The organism is Gordonia sp. SMJS1, assembly GCF_029866425.1.
Lineage (GTDB): Bacteria > Actinomycetota > Actinomycetes > Mycobacteriales > Mycobacteriaceae > Gordonia > Gordonia hongkongensis.
The window spans coordinates 236,945-252,594 of sequence record NZ_CP123381.1; the positions used below are offsets into that span (position 1 = coordinate 236,945).

Consider the following 15,650-nt stretch of genomic DNA (forward strand, 5'->3'; position numbering starts at 1 on the left):
AGTGGTCCGGTCGAGCTGCCGCCGCGCCCGGCCGTCTCTGTGCCACCATGGAAAACGTGAGCATGGGCGACATCACTCAGGTGCCGGTGACCGACCTTCCGGACGACTTCACCGGGCAGACCGACGCGGTGATGCTCGACGTCCGTGAGGACGACGAATGGGCGTCCGGTCACATCCGGGGCGCCGTGCACATCCCGCTGGCCGAGGTGCCCGGCCGCCTTGCCGAACTCGACCCCGATCACGATCTGTACGTGGTCTGCCACTCCAGCGGCCGATCGATGCGCGTGCTGCAGTACCTCGCCCAGGTCGGTTACGACGGGATCTGCGTCCGCGGCGGCATGCTCGCCTGGCAGGAACACGGCAAGCCCGTCGAGATCGGTGATACGCGACCCGAGGGCGACGCCGGCCGATGATCGACCTGTGCCCGCGGTGTCGAATCCAGGCACCGCACCGTCCCGGCCGTGAACACTGCCCCCGATGCGGCGGACCGCTCAGCGTCGTCGAGGATGCCGCGCGGGCGCTGGCCGCCCGGCAGACGCCGGCACGATCGTCGGCGCCCGGCGCGGTTCGCCCTTCGCACGTACCGTCTCGTCCCGGCCCGGCCCCGGTGTCCGCCGGACGTCTCTACCGCAGTCGCAACGTCCGGTGGGTGGCCCGCCGCCCACCCGAGGCGATTCCTGCCCGCCGCGGCCCCTCGGGTCGACGTGGCCCCCGACTAATTCCCCGGTACGTCTACATACCCACCTGGGGTCTCCACGACGAACCGGCGGAGGTCGACACCGCGCACCAGAAACTCGAGAGTTCGCGTGTCCGACTGCAGTTCGCCCTGAACGTGGCGGGCTCTGCGCTGGCCGCGTCCGCACTGGTCCATCTCGTGCGCTACCTCCTGCTGGTCGTCAACCGTGACCGTCCGCTGCCCGAATTCCTCATCGTCGCGTCCGACTGGCTGACCGTCTTCGTCGGTGTCGTCGCATTCCTCGGATTCGTCCTGGCGACGCTGGCTTTCATGCGCTGGGTCCTGGAGTTGCGCGCGGACACCTACGCCGCGGCCGGTCTCGTCGACCCGCGCCGGCCCGGTTGGGTCGCCGCGCTCGCCGGCCTGCCGCTGGTCAACCTCATCGGTGCGCCGCTGGTGGTGCAGGAGGTCGCCGTGCATCGGGTCGGCCAGGACCCCGCGCTCGATGCCGACCTCGTCGGCCGACGACTCCGCAAGTTGTGGGTCGCCTGGGTGGTGGTGAATGCGGCGGCCGGTGCGGCGATCATCGCCCGGCTCGTCGCGTGGCGCTCGGACTCGCTGCAGACCGGGGCGAACGCGATGGTGATGGTCATCGTCAGCGCAGCGGTCTCGGCTGCCTTCGCCTTCTGGATGGCACGCCGGGTGCGGACACTGTTCGACGCCGCCGCGGCGGCCCCGGTCCCGACGAGACGGTGGGTGGCGGTCGGATGAACTCAGGGGTGAACGTGGGCGCGGCCGAGAAGGTCTCCCGATCGGGCAAGCCGGCGGTGGTGGCGCACCGCGGGGCGTCGGGCGACTGTCCGGAACACACCCTGGCCGCCTACGAGCTGGCTCTCGCACAGGGTGCGGACGGCCTCGAGTGCGATGTCCGGTTGACCGCCGACCACGAACTCGTGTGCGTGCACGACCGGACCGTCGACCGGACGTCCGACGGCTCGGGGATCGTCAGCGAGATGACGCTCGCCGAACTGCGCGAGCTCGACTTCGGGAGCTGGCATGCGGCTGGTGGACCCGCGTCGATCCTGACGCTGCGGGAGCTGCTCACGCTGACCCTGGACTGGCGCCGACCCGTCCGCCTGTTCATCGAGACCAAGCATCCGGTGCGGTTCGGCAGTCTCGTCGAGCAGAAGCTCCTCGAGATGCTGCACGAGTTCGGGGTGGCGACGCCGCCGTCGGCCGATCACAGCCGCGCCGTGGTCATCTCGTTCTCGTCGGCCGGGGTCTGGCGGATCCGACGCCACGCCCCGATGCTGCCGACGATCCTCCTCGGTGACACCGCCCGGGTCCTGGGTGGGGGCGCCGCGACCGCCGTCGGGGCGACCGGCATCGGGCCGTCGGTGATGACCCTGCGGCAGTACCCGGACCTGGTCGATCGCGCCGCCGCAGCCGGTCGGGTCACCTACTGCTGGACCGTCGACGAGCAGGTCGACGTCCAGCTGTGTGCCGATCTCGGTGTGCGATGGCTGGCCACCAACCACCCGGCGAAGGTGCGCGACTGGCTGGTCACCGTCGACTGAGCTGCCGCCCGCACGACCTGTCGGGCGCCGCGGGCCGACGTGAGAGAGTGGACCGATGGGCAAGAAGAGCAAACGGGGTAGTGGACCACGTCCGGGAAGCAATCGCGCCGAGCGCGTCGCAGCACGTAAGGCACGCCAGGCCGCAGCTCTGGCGCCGCCGCCCCGGCCCTTCGCCGGGTTCGCGTCCGAATGCGATTTCGTCGCGCTGCGGACCTTCGTCGCCTCGGCGACTGCGCGGTTGGAGCTCACCGAGCCGGCCGGTTCCCGCAACGACGTCTCGATCGTGACGATCCTGCCGGGCGCGGTGCCTGCTCTCGCGCGCGACCTCGACGGTGCGACAGAGGGTTTCGTGGGTCTACAGACCGACCCCGATCGCTCGGCGCTGACCGTCGAACTCGCCGCGGCCATCGCGTGGGCCGCTCACGCCGACGCCGGCAGTGAGTTCGACCTCGAAGCTGCCGACGAGGCCCCCAGCCTCGACGAGGTCGTGAGAACCGACGCCACCCTGGACATCACGGTGCACCAGGACTTCGGCTGGTGGTTCGTGGAGGGCACCGAGGTCCCGGCGGAGATCACGGCCATGTTCGAGCGCGCCAACGACTCGGTGCTGCCGACCGCGCGGCTCGTGGTCGACAGCGGCGCCGGTGCGCCCTGGTGGGTCGATGCGGGCGAACGTGCGCACCTGCGCTGGATTCGACCCGAGCCGGAGGACGACCTGATGTCGGCGATGGCCCGGCTCCACGCGGCCGGTCATCTGACGATGGGTGAGGGTTCGCGGTTCGCCGGATCGTTCCGCACCCACGGATTGCTCGTCCCGGTCTTCGACCTCGACAACGAGATGCACCACGAAGAGTGGTACGCCGGTCTCAACGAGCTCGATCGCCGCCTCGGCGAAGCGCTCGCCGACACCTCGCCGCTGACGATCGAACAACGCAGCTCCCGCAACGGCATTCGCGGTCGCCAGGTCACGCTGCGCTGACCGGCGTGGTCCGTAACCGCGCTGTTTCTGCTCCCTGAGAGCCTTCTTCTGCTCCCTGAGGTGCGAGCGAAGCGAACCTTCTTCAGCTCCCTGAGGTGCGAGCGAAGCGAGCCACGAAGGGCGTGGTGACGTCCGTCGCCAGCCCTTCGTGGCTCGTCGCTTGCGCTCCTCGCACCTCAGGGAGCGAGGGTTATGTCGTTCTCTCGGATCTGGAGCGGGGGTTTCGCGGCTCTTTCGGATTGGGGCGGATGGAACTCCGTCAGATGTTCCCGCCGGCCGCGACCGGTGCGGTGGCGTCGGATGTCTTCTCGCCGTTGAACTCTCGCTCGACGAAGTTCTCCAGGTCGAAGAGGTTCCCGTTGCAGCGTTCGGCGATGGTCTGCAGGGTCGTCATGGTCGCGACCTCCTCGACCTGTTCCTTGAGGAACCACTGCACGAACTGCTCGCCGAGGTAGTCGCCGGTGTCGCGGGCCGACTTCGCCAGGTCGACGACCTGCTGGGTCACCGTCTTCTCCTGTGCGAGAGCGAGATCGATGGGCGCACGGTAGTCCTCGAACCGGTTGTTCGGTGCCGGGATGCCGGGGATCTCGACCTCCATGTCGCGGTCGAGGAAGTACTGCACGATCATCATCGCGTGATTGCGCTCTTCGACGGCCTGGCGGTAGAAGAGCTTTGCCAGCTGGGGCATGTCGTGGTTGTCGAAATAGGTGGCGACCGCGATGTACTGCTGCGAGGCGTAGAACTCGTTGCTGATCTGGTCGTGCAGCAGCTGATGGAACTTCGTGTGTTCGGACATGCGGCCCATCGTAGAGCCGAAAAATGGCTCTCACCAGCAAGTTCAGGCTAAGTAAGGCAAGTCTGGCCTGCGTTTGGCGACCCTTTCACGACGGCCCGCCGGTGTCGACGAGAAGCTCGTCGGGGACGGGCTGACCTGCGCGGAGGTAGCCGAAGAACTCCTCGGTCTGCTCGGTGACGGGCAACGCCAGTCCTTCGTCGGTGAAGGTGCCCTCGCCGGCCGGCGTCGTCGTCGTGATGGGGTCGCGCAGCGCGAACATGAGGGACGCGAGGTTCCAGATGTGATCTCGCTCGTCGACGGTGAGCGCGTCGATGGCGCCGCCGACGAACCCGAAGAGTCGGAACGGGTTGAGCAGGACCGACGGACTGGTCGCGCGAGACACGAGTGCGGCGAGGAACTTCCGCTGATTGACCACGCGCTCGAGGTCGGCGCGCGGGAATGCGCGGGTCCGGACCAGCCCGAGAGCCTGCCGACCGTCGAGACGATGACAGCCTTTCGCCAGGCGCAGACCGGCTTTGGGGTCGTTGAGCGGTTGGTCGAGACACATGTCGACGCCGCCGACCGAGTCGACGAGGGTGTCGAATCCGCCGAAGCCGATCTCGGCGTAGTGGTCGATGCGGATGCCGGTCAGGTTCTCGACGGTCTGCACGAGCAGCGCCGGACCGCCGATGCTGAACGAGGCGTTGATCTTCAGGCTGCCGTGGCCCGGCACCTCCACATACAGGTCGCGCGGGATGCTCACCACGATCGCCTTGCCGCCACCGGGTGGGTTGTGGACGAGCATGATCGTGTCGGTGCGGGAGCCGTCGGCGTCACCGGTGGCCAGCGCCCGGCGTTGTTCCTCGGTGAGATCGGATCGCGAGTCGGTGCCGACGATGAGCCAGTTGGTGCCGGGGGTGTCCGACGGGCGTCCGGCGTAGGCCGGCAGGGCGTCGATCCGGTCCAGTCTCGTGTCGTAGTAGAACAGCAGTCCCACACTGCCGAGGACGACGACGAGCAGCAGGATCATCAGGATCTTGCCCACCCGGACCGCGCGGCGCCCCGTGCGCCGGGGCCGGGGAGGACCGGCCGGCCGCGGGGGCGCGGGCGGACGTCCGACGGCCCGGTCGCGGTCGCGACGGTCGCCACGCGGCGGATGAGGTCCACGAGACCGATCGTCGGGGATCGGCTCCGGCTTCTGGGTGGGCGCATACCCGCCGGGAGCGGGCCGCGCCGACGGTGGCGGCCGATCGGCCGGGGACGGGTGCGGGGGCCGGCCGGTGGGACCGGGGCCCGGCGCCCGGCGCGGGTCGGGACCGCGTGCAGGGATCCGCGGCATGGCCTGCGGATGAGCGGACGGACCGACGGCACCGGGAGGCGGGCGGTGGCCTTGTCCGGGTGGCGGCCCCGGGCGCGGAGACGGGCCCGCTGGCCGCCCGGGCGGCATCGGCGGTCCGGGGCGACCTCGCCGGAGGATCGGCGGGTCCTGCTCGTTCATCCCAACCAATGTACGCATGGGCGGTGGCCACGGATGTCGGTCGGTTGGTTGCCGACGTGGGGTCGAACCGCCCACATGAGGTCTCGTTCCGGACCGAACGGGGTACAGGACACGCCATGACCGACAAACACGTCGCCGACGCGTCGCAGGACTCCGGGAACGATGACGCCCGGACCGACGGCGGGCACACCCCGCTGAATCGCGCCATCACCGGCAAACTCCTGTTCCTGTTCATCCTGGGCGACGTCCTCGGTGCGGGCATCTATGCCCTCGTCGGGGAGGTCGCCGGTGAGGTCGGGGGAGCGATCTGGGTGCCGTTGGCGCTCGCCCTCGCGCTGGCGATGCTGACCGCGGCGTCGTATGCGGAGCTCGTCACCAAGTACCCGCGGGCCGGCGGCGCGGCGGTGTTCGCGCGGCACGCCTACCGCCATCCGCTCATCTCGTTCCTGGTGGGATTCTGCATGCTGGCGGCCGGAGTGACGAGTGCCGCCGGGCTGGCGCTCGCCTTCGCGGGTGACTACCTGCAGGTCTTTCTCGACGTGCCCACCACCGCGGCGGCGCTGGTGTTCCTGCTCGCCGTCGCGGCGCTGAACGCCCGCGGGATCACCGAGTCCCTGCGGGCCAACGTGGTGATGACGATCGTGGAGGTCTCCGGACTCGTGCTCGTCGTCGTGCTGGCCGGGATAGTGCTGGGTCGCGGTGACGGTGAGCCGCAGCGGGTGCTGGAGTTCACCGACGAGACCACTCCGGCTCTCGCCGTGCTGGGCGCGGCGTTGCTGGCCTACTACTCGTTCGTCGGGTTCGAGACCTCCGCGAACATGGCCGAAGAGGTCCGTGACGTGCGGCGGGTCTACCCGAAGGCGCTGTTCGGTGCGCTGCTCGCCGCCGGCGTCGTATATGTCCTCGTCGGTCTCGCCGTGTCGGTCGTCGCGCCACCCGAGCGCCTGGTGGAGTCGTCGGGCCCGCTGCTCGAGGTCGTCTCGATCGCCGATGTCGGAATACCCGACCAGCTGTTCTCCCTGATCGCGCTGATCGCCGTCGCGAACGGCGCGCTGCTCACGATGATCATGGCGTCGCGCCTGACCTTCGGCATGGCCCGCGACGGGCTGCTGCCGGGTGCGCTGGCGAAGGTGCTGCCCGGTCGTCGGACGCCGTGGACGGCGATCGTGGCCACCACCGCCGTCGCGATGATCCTCTCGGCAACCGGGACCGTCGCGGCACTCGCCGAGACGGTGGTGCTCCTACTGCTGTTCGTGTTCGTCAGCACCAACGTCGCTGTCCTCGTCCTGCGCCGCGACCGCACGGACACCGACCACTTCCGGGCGCCGACGATCCTGCCCGTGCTCGCGGTGATCTCCTGCATTGTCCTGATGACGCAGCAGAGCGCGTCGACCTGGGTGCGCGCGGGCATCCTGATCGTCGTCGGACTCGTGCTCTATCTCCTCGCGCGCGTGACCGGGTCGGGTGGGCGCCGGGTCGACGACGACATCGACGACGATGACATCGACGACGACATCGACGACGGCGATCGCTCCGGACGCCTCACCTGACGCGGATGTTGTTAGCGCGGTAGTCGTATCCGTCCTGACTCGCTCGCTCGTATTGGAATTCGACGGTCTGCCCCGGCACCAGGTCCCGGAAACCGGTACCGACGATCTCGCTGTAGAACGCCCACGCCCCGCCCGGGGTGGCGCCGGAATCGATTACGCCCCATCCCTCTTCGCCGTTCCACGACCGAACGGTCCCGGTGGTGTTCGGGCTGCTGAGGGCAGTTGGTGGCGGTGACGTCGGTGTGTCGGTGAGGGCGGTCTCCTCGATCGTCGTGAGTCCGTCCGGTCCGGCGTCACCGACGCTGTGCCACAGGGCAGTTCGGAACACGCCATTGTGCTTCGGATCCGGCCGGGCCACCTCGGTCGGCCAGACCGAGAGCGCCACATATCGGCATCCGCTTTCCGGTGGCACAGCTATCGCATGGTCGAAGTCGACGACGGTCCCCGGACGCAAGCCCGGCAGGGACAGCTCGTCGAGATTCTGAACGGCCCGAACACGGACGACGAAGGTGGACGCGTGAACGGTGCCGGACAACGCCGGTGACTCGATGACACCCCAGCCCTCGCCGTGGTGCCATTCTCGGATCGTCCCGGTCGTCGACATCGGTCCACCGTAGGCGCCGGACCCGTGGCGCGACAGTGAATTACCGTTGGGGCACTTCGCCTCCGGGCGGGCCGACATGCTGCAACGTCGGGGAATCAGGCCTGCCAGATCCGTATGACTTCGAGCCCGGAATCCGGGCACGTCGTCATACGGCTTCTCAACGCTCGGCGAGTGATCCGATCTCGGGGGCGTCGGGGCCGAAGTGGCGGAAGAGTGCGCGGCGTCGGGAACGGGCGCCGGTCCATTCCAGATAGCGCGGACCGGCCGGTGTTCGTGCGATGACCTGGTAGACAACAGTGTTGCGGACCCACGCGAGACCGAACGCCCACGGCACCGCGGGGCGGAGACCGAGGTCGCGCATGCCGCGCACCCCGAGAAAGCCCTGCAGCATGCTCAGCAGGCGGGCGCGGGTGTAGCGCGCGGCAAGGCGGGGGAACAACCGGTAGTGCACGCGGCTCTGGGCGTCGACGATCGCCGTCGTGAGGGCCGCGCCGGCGTCGGTCACGTCGTGCTGCGCGAGTAAGACCGCATAACTCAGCTGATGCTGGTCGCGTTCGGAGTCGAAGAGCCAGTCGTCGTCGACGCCGATCAGCCACCCGACGTACTTCCAGAGGTGCATGAGGGCGCGGGAGTCGTCACGGCTCACCGGGACGCCCAGGGCGCGGACCCCCATCATCAGTGCGCCGCTGAAGAGGTTCAGCGTCGCGGCGAGGTCGGACTGGTTGATCGGCAGACCCCACTGGTCGATGTCCCAGCGGCCGTTGTGCTCGTACCGCTCGTTGACCAGGGCGTGCATGAGGCGCACATGGACGGTGAGTCGCCAGCCGTCGCCGACGCGTGCCATCCCACCCGGTTCGCCGACCGCGATGGCCCAGGTCTGCGTCTCGCCGAGTCGTCGGATGACCGTGTTCCCGGTGAGGCCGCCGGTCGCGACCAGCAGGTCGGCGGGCCCGCCGAAGCGGTAACCGCCGATCAGGGAGAGCTGGAGCAGGACGTCGTTGGCGTTCTGGCCGAACCGCCGATAGACGGCGGCCCCGCGGTCGCAGAGAGCGGGATCGACCCAGTCCGGTGTCTTCTCGACGAGTGCGAAGAAGTCGCGCAGGGCGTCGGGCGCATCGGAGGGCATGTCACCGCCAAGTGCCTGCTCGAACTGGCGCATCGTGACACGGCCGTCGGCGTCCCGCGGGAGGCGCATGGCCCGGACCAGCGCCGCGGCGGGTTCGTCCCGTGTGCGCAGCCGACGCCCGAGCTCCGCGAGCTCGTCGTCGCCGGGTTCACGGAGGTGGTTGTAGACCTTGAGCAGTCTGCCGATGCGTCGGCCGCGGGACTCGGCGGCTCGATGGCGTCGCGGGAATGGGAGGCTCGCCAGGTCGGCGGTCGGGTCGGACGGCGCATCGACGGTCATGAGACGAATCTAGCGAATCATCTCACCCCGTTCAACGGTGGCGGTAGGGGCGCACGGTCGGAGTGCACAGTCGACGGGAAAGGCCGCAGGGTCGACGATGTCTCGGTTCTCAGCCGACCCAGGACAGATGGTCGCGGAGCAGTCCGTAGCCGACGAAGGCGACCACATCGATGACCGCGTGGGCGATCACGAGGGGCCAGACGCGGCCGGTGACCTGGAAGAAGCGCCCGTAGACCACGCCCATGACCAGATTCCCGAGTCCGCCGCCGAAGCCCTGGTACAGGTGATAACCGCCGCGGAGGATCGCGCTGGCGGCGAGCGACGCGTTGTCGGACACGCCGAGTTGTCGCAACCGGGTGATGAAGTACGCGACCACCACGATCTCCTCGGCGGCGGCGTTGCCGATCGCGATGAGCACCAGAACCGGCCACTCCCACCAGGTGTCGGCCTGGCTGGGCACCAGGCTTGCGTTGAGGCCCAGGGCCCGGGCCACGGCGACGAGTCCCAGGCCGGGCAGACCGATGACGGCGGCGAGAACCAGTCCCGAGGGGATGTCGCGGCGCGGGGTCCACCGACCCAGACCGACGCGCGACAGTCCGATCCCGCTGCGCCACAACAGATATATCCCCAAGGCGGCGATGGCGAACAGTCGGAGGCTGCCCATGATCTGCCGGACGGCGTCGATGAGACCGAGGTCGGAACGGCTGGGATTGAGTGCGACCGTCGTCTCGCCGATACCGCCGGCGAGCTGCGCCTCCAGCAGTGCGAGTGCCGCGGACAGCGCAGAGAACGCGAATGTGAGGACGCCGACGATGACCAGTTCGACGATGATGCCGCGTCGTTCGGTCCGGTCGGTGACGACCGGGATGCCGTGGGGCGACGGTGTGAGGTACTCGCGCAAGGCCATGCCGGTCAGCCTAGGACCCCGCGATCCGTGGTGCGGATGCGTGATCCGCGGGCGGCGTTGCTACGGAAGCCGGGTCAGTCGGGCATCGAGTTCAGGAACGGGCAGCCCGCGAGATTCCGCAGCGCGCGGGACAGTTCGAACACGTCGGAGACCGGCCGCGCGAACGGGAGGCGGACGTCGGAGTCGCTGTCGAGTCCCTCGATGCGGAACCGGATGCCGAAGCGATCGAGGCCGAGCGGCCGCACCCGTCCGGTGCGCAGCTCTACGGGAAGCTTGCGGACCAGTTGTCCGACGATGTCGGCGTGGTCGCTGTCGAGATGTTCGAGCCAGCTGCCCTCGTGCTCCCAGAAGGGGTCGGGGTCGGCGTCGGCGAGCTCGGTGGCCGACACCGACGCCGCGCCGTCCGAGGACGCGATGACCGCGGTGTCGACCTGCAGACGCATCATCGACGCGCCGTGTCCGATGTCGAGGAGACCGTCGTCGGGGTGCTCGCCCGCGATCTCGATGGCCAGGTCGCGTTCCAGGTCGCGCGGGACCTCGTGCAACGTGCCGTTCAGCCAGATCACTGAACGCACGCGTTCACGCAGGTCGATGGGTGCCCAGTCGGTGACCTCGAGCATGGCGGGCACACCCTCGGCGCCGTCGACGGTCCGCATCGCATCGCCGTCGGTGGGGACGAGGACGAAGGCCTGGGACTCGAAGAGGTGCACGACGTCGATCGGGGTGGCGTCCGCGCCCTCGACAGCCAGGATGGCGGAACCGCCGCGACGACACGCCGTCTGGATCATCTCGGCATCCGTGGGGCGGTCGGTCGTCGTTCTCGTCATGACAGTCTCTCCGGTCGGCGTCGCGGGGCGCGGGTCGTATAGAAGGTAACCCTAACCTAAATACCCGGAGTGCACGCGTCAATGGTTTCGACACCCCTGCGTAGAGCCTGGGACACATGCGCGAAAGGGTCTCGGCAGGCCTGTTCCACTAGGCTCGTGTGGTGCCTGTGATCGCCTACTTCGGCCCGCCCGGAACCTTCACCGAGATGGCGCTCGACGCGGTCCTCGCCGAACAACAGTCCGCGGACGGCCTCGACCTGTCGGGCGGGGTCGACCGGGTCGCCGCGTCGAGTCCTGCCGCCACCATCGCCATGATCCGCGCCGGAGATGCCGACTACGGCTGTGTGCCGATCGAGAGTTCGTTGGAGGGTTCGGTGCCGGCGACGATGGACGCACTGGTGCCGCCCGCGGCCGACGCCGTCGACGGTCGGGTGCAGGCGTTCGCCGAGACGGTGCTCGACATCTCGTTCGCCATAGCCGCAGCCGCGCCGATGGCCGCGGCCGATGTCCGCACGATCGCCGCCTACCCGGTTGCCTCCGCGCAGGTGCGTCAGTCGATCGGTGGGCTCTTCCCGAACGCCGAGTTCGTGATCTCGAGCTCCAATGCCGCTGCCGCGCAAGATGTCGCGGCCGGGAGAGCGGATGCCGCGGTCACCACGGGGCTCGCGGCGCGTCTGTCCGGACTCGTCGTGCTCGCCGACGGTGTCGCCGACGCGCGGGAGGCGACCACGCGGTTCCTCTTGCTCGGCCGACCCGGGGTGCCGTTGCCCCGCACCGGCGCCGACCGCACCTCGGTCATCCTCGAGCTGTCGAACGAGCCGGGCAGTCTCATGGCGGCAATGAACGAATTCGCCTCGCGCGGAATCGACCTCACTCGTATCGAGTCGCGCCCGCAGCGTGACGAGGCCGAGGGTCGCAGCATCGCCGGCCGATACCGGTTCTTCCTGGACGCGGTCGGACACATCGACGACGCGGCCGTCGCCGAAGCCCTTGCCGCTCTTCACCGCCGGTGCGAGCGGGTGGTGTTCCTCGGCTCGTGGCCCGCGGTGCGCACCACCGGCTCCGCGCCACCGGACCACACCGAGTCGCTGGCCTGGGTCGACTCGATGCGTCGGGGAGGCAAGTGATGGCGCGCCTGCATCTGGTCCGTCACGGTGAGACCACCTCGAACGTCATGCGCCGCCTCGACACCGCTCTCCCCGGTGCCGCACTCACCGATTTCGGTGCGCGACAAGGTGTTCGGTTCGGTCTCGAGAACGTGCCGGAACAGCACGCGGTGCTGCTCAGTTCACGCGCGCTCCGCGCCCGGCAGACCGCCGAGCTGATCGGGTCGGTGTGGGATGTGGAGACCGCGGCGATCGACGGCGTGCACGAGGTCCAGGCCGGCGAGCTCGAGGACCGCTCCGACCGCGAATCGCATGAGGTCTTCCAGGACATCATGCACCGCTGGCACGACGGCGACCTCGACGCACGCATCCCCGGTGGCGAATCCCTCGCGATGGTCTACGACCGGTACCTGCCGACGGTCGAGGACCTCGCCGACATGTACCTCACCGGACCGGACCAGCGCGATGTGTTCCTGGTGAGTCACGGTGCGGCCATTCGCCTGATCGCCGCCCGGCTCGCCGGGATCGACTCCCGGTTCGCCGCGGCGACCCACCTCGGCAACACCGGTTCCATCGAACTCGAGTACTCCGACGGCATCTGGGTGTGTACGCGATGGGGCGCCTCGACGGCCCCGTTCGAGATCGCCGACGAGCCGCTGGTCGACGAACCGATGGGCTGACGGCGTCCCTCCGTTCCCTGAGGAGCGAGCTTGCGACGTCACCCCGTTCCCTGAGGAGCGAGCTTGCGAGCGTCACGAAGGGTTACTTGATGATGGCGTCGACCGTCTTCTTCAGCGCCGACGGTTGCGACGGGCGTCGGGGAGCCTTCTCCCGGCGACGCAGCATCTCCTCACCGATCTCCCGGAGTTCCTTGCGGCTCAGCGCCTCTCGGACCTTCGGGAACCACTCGTCCTCTTCCTCCTCGATGTGGTGCTCCACGTTCTCGATCAGGACGGTGGTCTTGGCGTCGAACCGCTCGTTGTCCGGCGAGAGAGCGGCCAACTCGACGACCAGTACGTCGGCGACGTGGTGCTCCTCGTAGGACTCGAGGATGTCGTCCTCGAGATCGGGGACCCGCTTGCGGATCTCGGGGTACATCACCTCGTTCTCGATGTAGGTGTGCACGGTGAGGGCCTCGATGATCTTGTCGACGATCTTGCCCTTGGTCTTCACGGCGTTGTCGCCCTGCGACCTGAAGTCGCGGAACAGTTTGCGGATCTCCTTGTGGTCGTCCCGGAGGATGACGATGGCGTCTGAGGACATGGACGTACTCCTGAGATAGAGGGCTGCTCGATCTGCTACCCCTCATACCGCGTTCCGCCGCAGGTCAAACATCGAGTCGGCGGCATCGGGGCGCCGGCCACACCACTAGCCCCAGCCGTTGGCGTGCAGCCACTCGTCGTCGATGCCGAAGTGGTGTGCGATCTCATGGACGACGGTGACCGCCACCTCGTGGACGACCTCCTCCCGCGAGTGGCACATCGCGAGGATGGGGTCGCGGTAGATGGTGATGGTGTCGGGCAGGAATCCGCCGTAGTCGGTGGTCCGCATCGTCAGTGCCACACCGTGATACAGCCCGAGGATGCCGGGTTCTTCCGGGTTGTGCGGTTCGACGAGGATCACGACGTTGTTCATCGCGTCGGTCAGTTCGCCGGGGATGGTGTCCAGCGCGTCGGACACCAGCCCGTCGAACTCGTCGTCGGACATGTACACGGCCATCGGGTCAACCCGCCGGGGCCGGTGCTTCGGCGGGGTTGGGCGCGATGCCCGGCGGGAGCGGCACCGGCGTCGGCAGGGCCCGGCCCGGGGGCGCTTCCGGAGGTGCGACCGGCGCGCGCCCGTTGATCAGCAGCGCGCCGCCCTTGGCGTCGCCCACCAGGGTCGCGAAGCCGCCGCGCTTGTCGGGTAGCCCGAGGTAGCACACCACCTTGCGGCTTCCGGCGAGCCAACTCGGCTCGCTGAGCACCGACCACTGGACGTTGAGCGTGGTCGCGTCGAGCTGCTTGCGCCCGCCCACGAACCGTTCGGCCTGGACCGGGCAGATCGAGCCGAGGTAGCTGTTCTGCGCGCCGGTCGGCGGCCACGGCCTGTTCGACATCCGGTCGCCGAAGCGGACCGACAGATCGACGATCCCGGTCGTCTGGAAGGCATGCGGCTCAGCACAACTCACCGCGAAACCGGTCGGGGTGCGGGTTTCGGGATCGATGCCGACGCAGGTGCCCTCGGGCCAGACGTACGACTGGTTCTGGTCGGCGACCCGGCCGGAGAACTGGACCGGGGCTCCGTCGGCGCCGTTCTCCTGGACCCCGCACCGCAGCTGACGTGCGCCCTTGTCCCACTGCACCTGGGAGGGGTACATCATCCCGACGGCGAAGCGTCCCTGCGGGTCGAGGCGCCCGGCGAGATACTGGTCCACCATCACCGGGCACTGTTCGTCGCGGATCGTCGCGAACCGCTCGGCGCCGGGCCAGAGGGCGTCTTCGCCGAACTCCGCGCCGGGGATCAATGCGGTGTCGATGGCTCCCGCGACCTCGAAGCGGTGTTTCTGCTCGCACGGCACATCGACCGGCTGGCCGGGGTTGCCGGCCGGCCAGTCCAGACAGTCGCCCGCGACCGACTTCGTGAAGGCGTTCTCGACCAACCGCTCACCCTCGCCGATGTTGCTGCCGCCGACGCTGCCGCTGTCGTCGAAGACCCCCGCAGCGAAGGCGATCCCGCCTGCCACGAGTGCGCCGACGACGATCGCGCCCAGGACCACGAAGACCGGGTTGCGGGCGAAAGCGCCTGGTCGGCGGGGTCCGCCGGCCGGTGCGTCGGCGTCGGCGGGGTGGCTGCGGTCGGGGTCGGGCGCGTTCATCGGGATCCATCATGCCTAACGGATCGGACGGGGCACACCCTCGTGCGCCGATGGCCGGACCGGGCCGATGCACCGCATGACCGCGCCGGTCGGGTTCGGAGACCCGGTTCCTCACTCCCCGTCGGGTGCCAGGTGCCGGGCGGTGAGTCCGGTGAGCTCGCTTCGAAAGCCCTCGTACCCCTCGCGGAGCCGATCCCCGGGCCAGGCGTCGGGGAGGAGTTCCGCGGGCAGAAGCGGGTCGCGGAGGATGTGCCGCACGATGGCGGCGGCGACCTCGAATCGATCGGCGACCGTCGCCGCGGCGGCGAGTGCGTCGAGCAATTCGTCCGCGGCCCCCGCCCAGGTCGACGGGGTGAACAGTCGTGCGGCCAGCTCGGTCGACGCCTCCTCGGGAGCCGCCCGGAAGAGACTCAGACGGCGGCGCAGTGCGGGCGGGAGCTCGATGTCGAGGTTGGCCGGGCGGGCCCAGACGCCCTCCCGGATCTCGCCGATCCGGGCCTTCCGCAGCGTGTCGCGCAGCAGGGCTCGTTCGGTCGAGCTCTCCGAACCGATCGTCACGACGGCGAGATCCCAGCTGCCGTCCCAGTCCCGTCGTGCGGGATGCAGGGCCCGGTCCTGGCGCTGCTGTCGTTCGACCAGGCGGGGCGAGAGTCGGCATCTGCCGTCGATGCGTTCCAGGTCTCCCGCCGCGACCAGTCGCGTCAGCGCCACCCGGACGGTCGATTCGCGGAGCCCGAGCTCGGTGGCCGTGGCCAGGAGCCCGTTGATCGACGCATCGGGGGAGTCGAGGCCGAGGAGGGCGCTGAGGATGACCGATCGCGCCGTGAGCTTGGGAATGTCCACGCGTCCGGGCACGGCGTCGATGCTATCGGGCGGGATCGGCTCGGCG

General features: G+C 69.2%; 17 protein-coding genes. 7 read left to right on the forward strand and 10 right to left on the reverse strand.

Annotated elements, in window-relative coordinates; translation table 11 throughout:
* Positions 1 to 62 precede the first annotated feature (62 nt).
* The 4 genes from QAD21_RS01110 to QAD21_RS01125 are packed head-to-tail and all read left to right on the forward strand — an operon-like array spanning position 63 to position 3,232.
* Positions 63 to 413, forward strand: a complete 351-nt coding sequence (locus QAD21_RS01110) for a rhodanese-like domain-containing protein (RefSeq protein WP_065631386.1) — start codon at positions 63 to 65, stop codon at positions 411 to 413.
* Complete coding sequence (locus tag QAD21_RS01115; protein ID WP_280360389.1) at positions 410 to 1,447, forward strand: DUF4328 domain-containing protein; 1,038 nt, start codon at positions 410 to 412, stop codon at positions 1,445 to 1,447. Before QAD21_RS01110 ends, QAD21_RS01115 begins: the two co-directional genes overlap by 4 nt.
* Positions 1,444 to 2,253: a glycerophosphodiester phosphodiesterase family protein gene (locus QAD21_RS01120; protein ID WP_058253733.1), complete on the forward strand. Its 810-nt coding sequence runs from the start codon at positions 1,444 to 1,446 to the stop codon at positions 2,251 to 2,253. The genes QAD21_RS01115 and QAD21_RS01120 overlap by 4 nt, the downstream gene beginning before the upstream one ends.
* 55 nt (positions 2,254 to 2,308) lie before the next feature.
* Complete coding sequence (locus QAD21_RS01125) at positions 2,309 to 3,232, forward strand: DUF5926 family protein (protein WP_205333323.1); 924 nt, start codon at positions 2,309 to 2,311, stop codon at positions 3,230 to 3,232.
* A gap of 259 nt (positions 3,233 to 3,491) precedes the next feature.
* On the opposite strand, the gene QAD21_RS01130 is transcribed toward QAD21_RS01125, so the two are convergent.
* Positions 3,492 to 4,028 carry a ferritin gene (locus tag QAD21_RS01130; protein WP_058253734.1) on the reverse strand — a complete coding sequence of 179 codons (537 nt, stop codon included), beginning with the start codon at positions 4,026 to 4,028 and terminating at the stop codon, positions 3,492 to 3,494.
* A gap of 85 nt (positions 4,029 to 4,113) precedes the next feature.
* Positions 4,114 to 5,505 carry an LCP family protein gene (locus QAD21_RS01135; protein WP_280360390.1) on the reverse strand — a complete coding sequence of 464 codons (1,392 nt, stop codon included), beginning with the start codon at positions 5,503 to 5,505 and terminating at the stop codon, positions 4,114 to 4,116.
* 116 nt (positions 5,506 to 5,621) lie between these two features.
* Here QAD21_RS01135 and QAD21_RS01140 point away from each other — a divergent pair, with 116 nt between their 5' ends.
* The gene (locus QAD21_RS01140; RefSeq protein WP_280360391.1) at positions 5,622 to 7,055 is read left to right on the forward strand and encodes an APC family permease; all 1,434 of its coding nucleotides are present in this window, start codon (positions 5,622 to 5,624) and stop codon (positions 7,053 to 7,055) included.
* On the opposite strand, the gene QAD21_RS01145 is transcribed toward QAD21_RS01140, so the two are convergent.
* The 4 genes from QAD21_RS01145 to QAD21_RS01160 form a co-directional block, all read right to left on the reverse strand.
* Positions 7,048 to 7,659 (reverse strand): cold shock domain-containing protein, encoded by a 612-nt coding sequence (locus tag QAD21_RS01145; RefSeq protein ID WP_280360392.1) that lies wholly within the window; start codon positions 7,657 to 7,659, stop codon positions 7,048 to 7,050. The two genes, QAD21_RS01140 and QAD21_RS01145, sit on opposite strands and share 8 nt — an antisense overlap.
* 157 nt (positions 7,660 to 7,816) lie before the next feature.
* Entirely contained in the window at positions 7,817 to 9,064 is a 1,248-nt protein-coding gene (locus QAD21_RS01150; protein ID WP_280360393.1) for an oxygenase MpaB family protein, read from the reverse strand.
* A gap of 109 nt (positions 9,065 to 9,173) precedes the next feature.
* Positions 9,174 to 9,971 (reverse strand): type II CAAX endopeptidase family protein, encoded by a 798-nt coding sequence (locus QAD21_RS01155; RefSeq protein WP_280360394.1) that lies wholly within the window; start codon positions 9,969 to 9,971, stop codon positions 9,174 to 9,176.
* Between the two features lie 74 nt (positions 9,972 to 10,045).
* Positions 10,046 to 10,798: a DUF2470 domain-containing protein gene (locus tag QAD21_RS01160; protein ID WP_058253724.1), complete on the reverse strand. Its 753-nt coding sequence runs from the start codon at positions 10,796 to 10,798 to the stop codon at positions 10,046 to 10,048.
* 158 nt (positions 10,799 to 10,956) lie between these two features.
* Here QAD21_RS01160 and pheA point away from each other — a divergent pair, with 158 nt between their 5' ends.
* Both pheA and QAD21_RS01170 read left to right on the forward strand, forming a co-directional pair.
* Positions 10,957 to 11,925: a prephenate dehydratase gene (gene pheA / locus QAD21_RS01165; protein WP_269555612.1), complete on the forward strand. Its 969-nt coding sequence runs from the start codon at positions 10,957 to 10,959 to the stop codon at positions 11,923 to 11,925.
* A complete protein-coding gene (locus QAD21_RS01170) occupies positions 11,925 to 12,584 on the forward strand; it encodes a histidine phosphatase family protein (RefSeq protein WP_280360395.1) in 660 nt (219 codons plus the stop codon). The genes pheA and QAD21_RS01170 overlap by 1 nt, the downstream gene beginning before the upstream one ends.
* Before the next feature lie 82 nt (positions 12,585 to 12,666).
* On the opposite strand, the gene QAD21_RS01175 is transcribed toward QAD21_RS01170, so the two are convergent.
* From QAD21_RS01175 to QAD21_RS01190, 4 genes are all read right to left on the reverse strand, one after another.
* Complete coding sequence (locus QAD21_RS01175; protein ID WP_058250908.1) at positions 12,667 to 13,167, reverse strand: hemerythrin domain-containing protein; 501 nt, start codon at positions 13,165 to 13,167, stop codon at positions 12,667 to 12,669.
* A 105-nt stretch (positions 13,168 to 13,272) separates the two neighbouring features.
* Entirely contained in the window at positions 13,273 to 13,623 is a 351-nt protein-coding gene (locus QAD21_RS01180) for a metallopeptidase family protein (protein WP_058250909.1), read from the reverse strand.
* A gap of 4 nt (positions 13,624 to 13,627) precedes the next feature.
* On the reverse strand, positions 13,628 to 14,761 hold the full coding sequence (locus QAD21_RS01185) for a septum formation family protein (protein WP_065631274.1): 1,134 nt from the start codon (positions 14,759 to 14,761) through the stop codon (positions 13,628 to 13,630).
* Between the two features lie 111 nt (positions 14,762 to 14,872).
* The gene (locus QAD21_RS01190; protein ID WP_280360396.1) at positions 14,873 to 15,616 is read right to left on the reverse strand and encodes a PaaX family transcriptional regulator C-terminal domain-containing protein; all 744 of its coding nucleotides are present in this window, start codon (positions 15,614 to 15,616) and stop codon (positions 14,873 to 14,875) included.
* Positions 15,617 to 15,650: the final 34 nt, after the last annotated feature.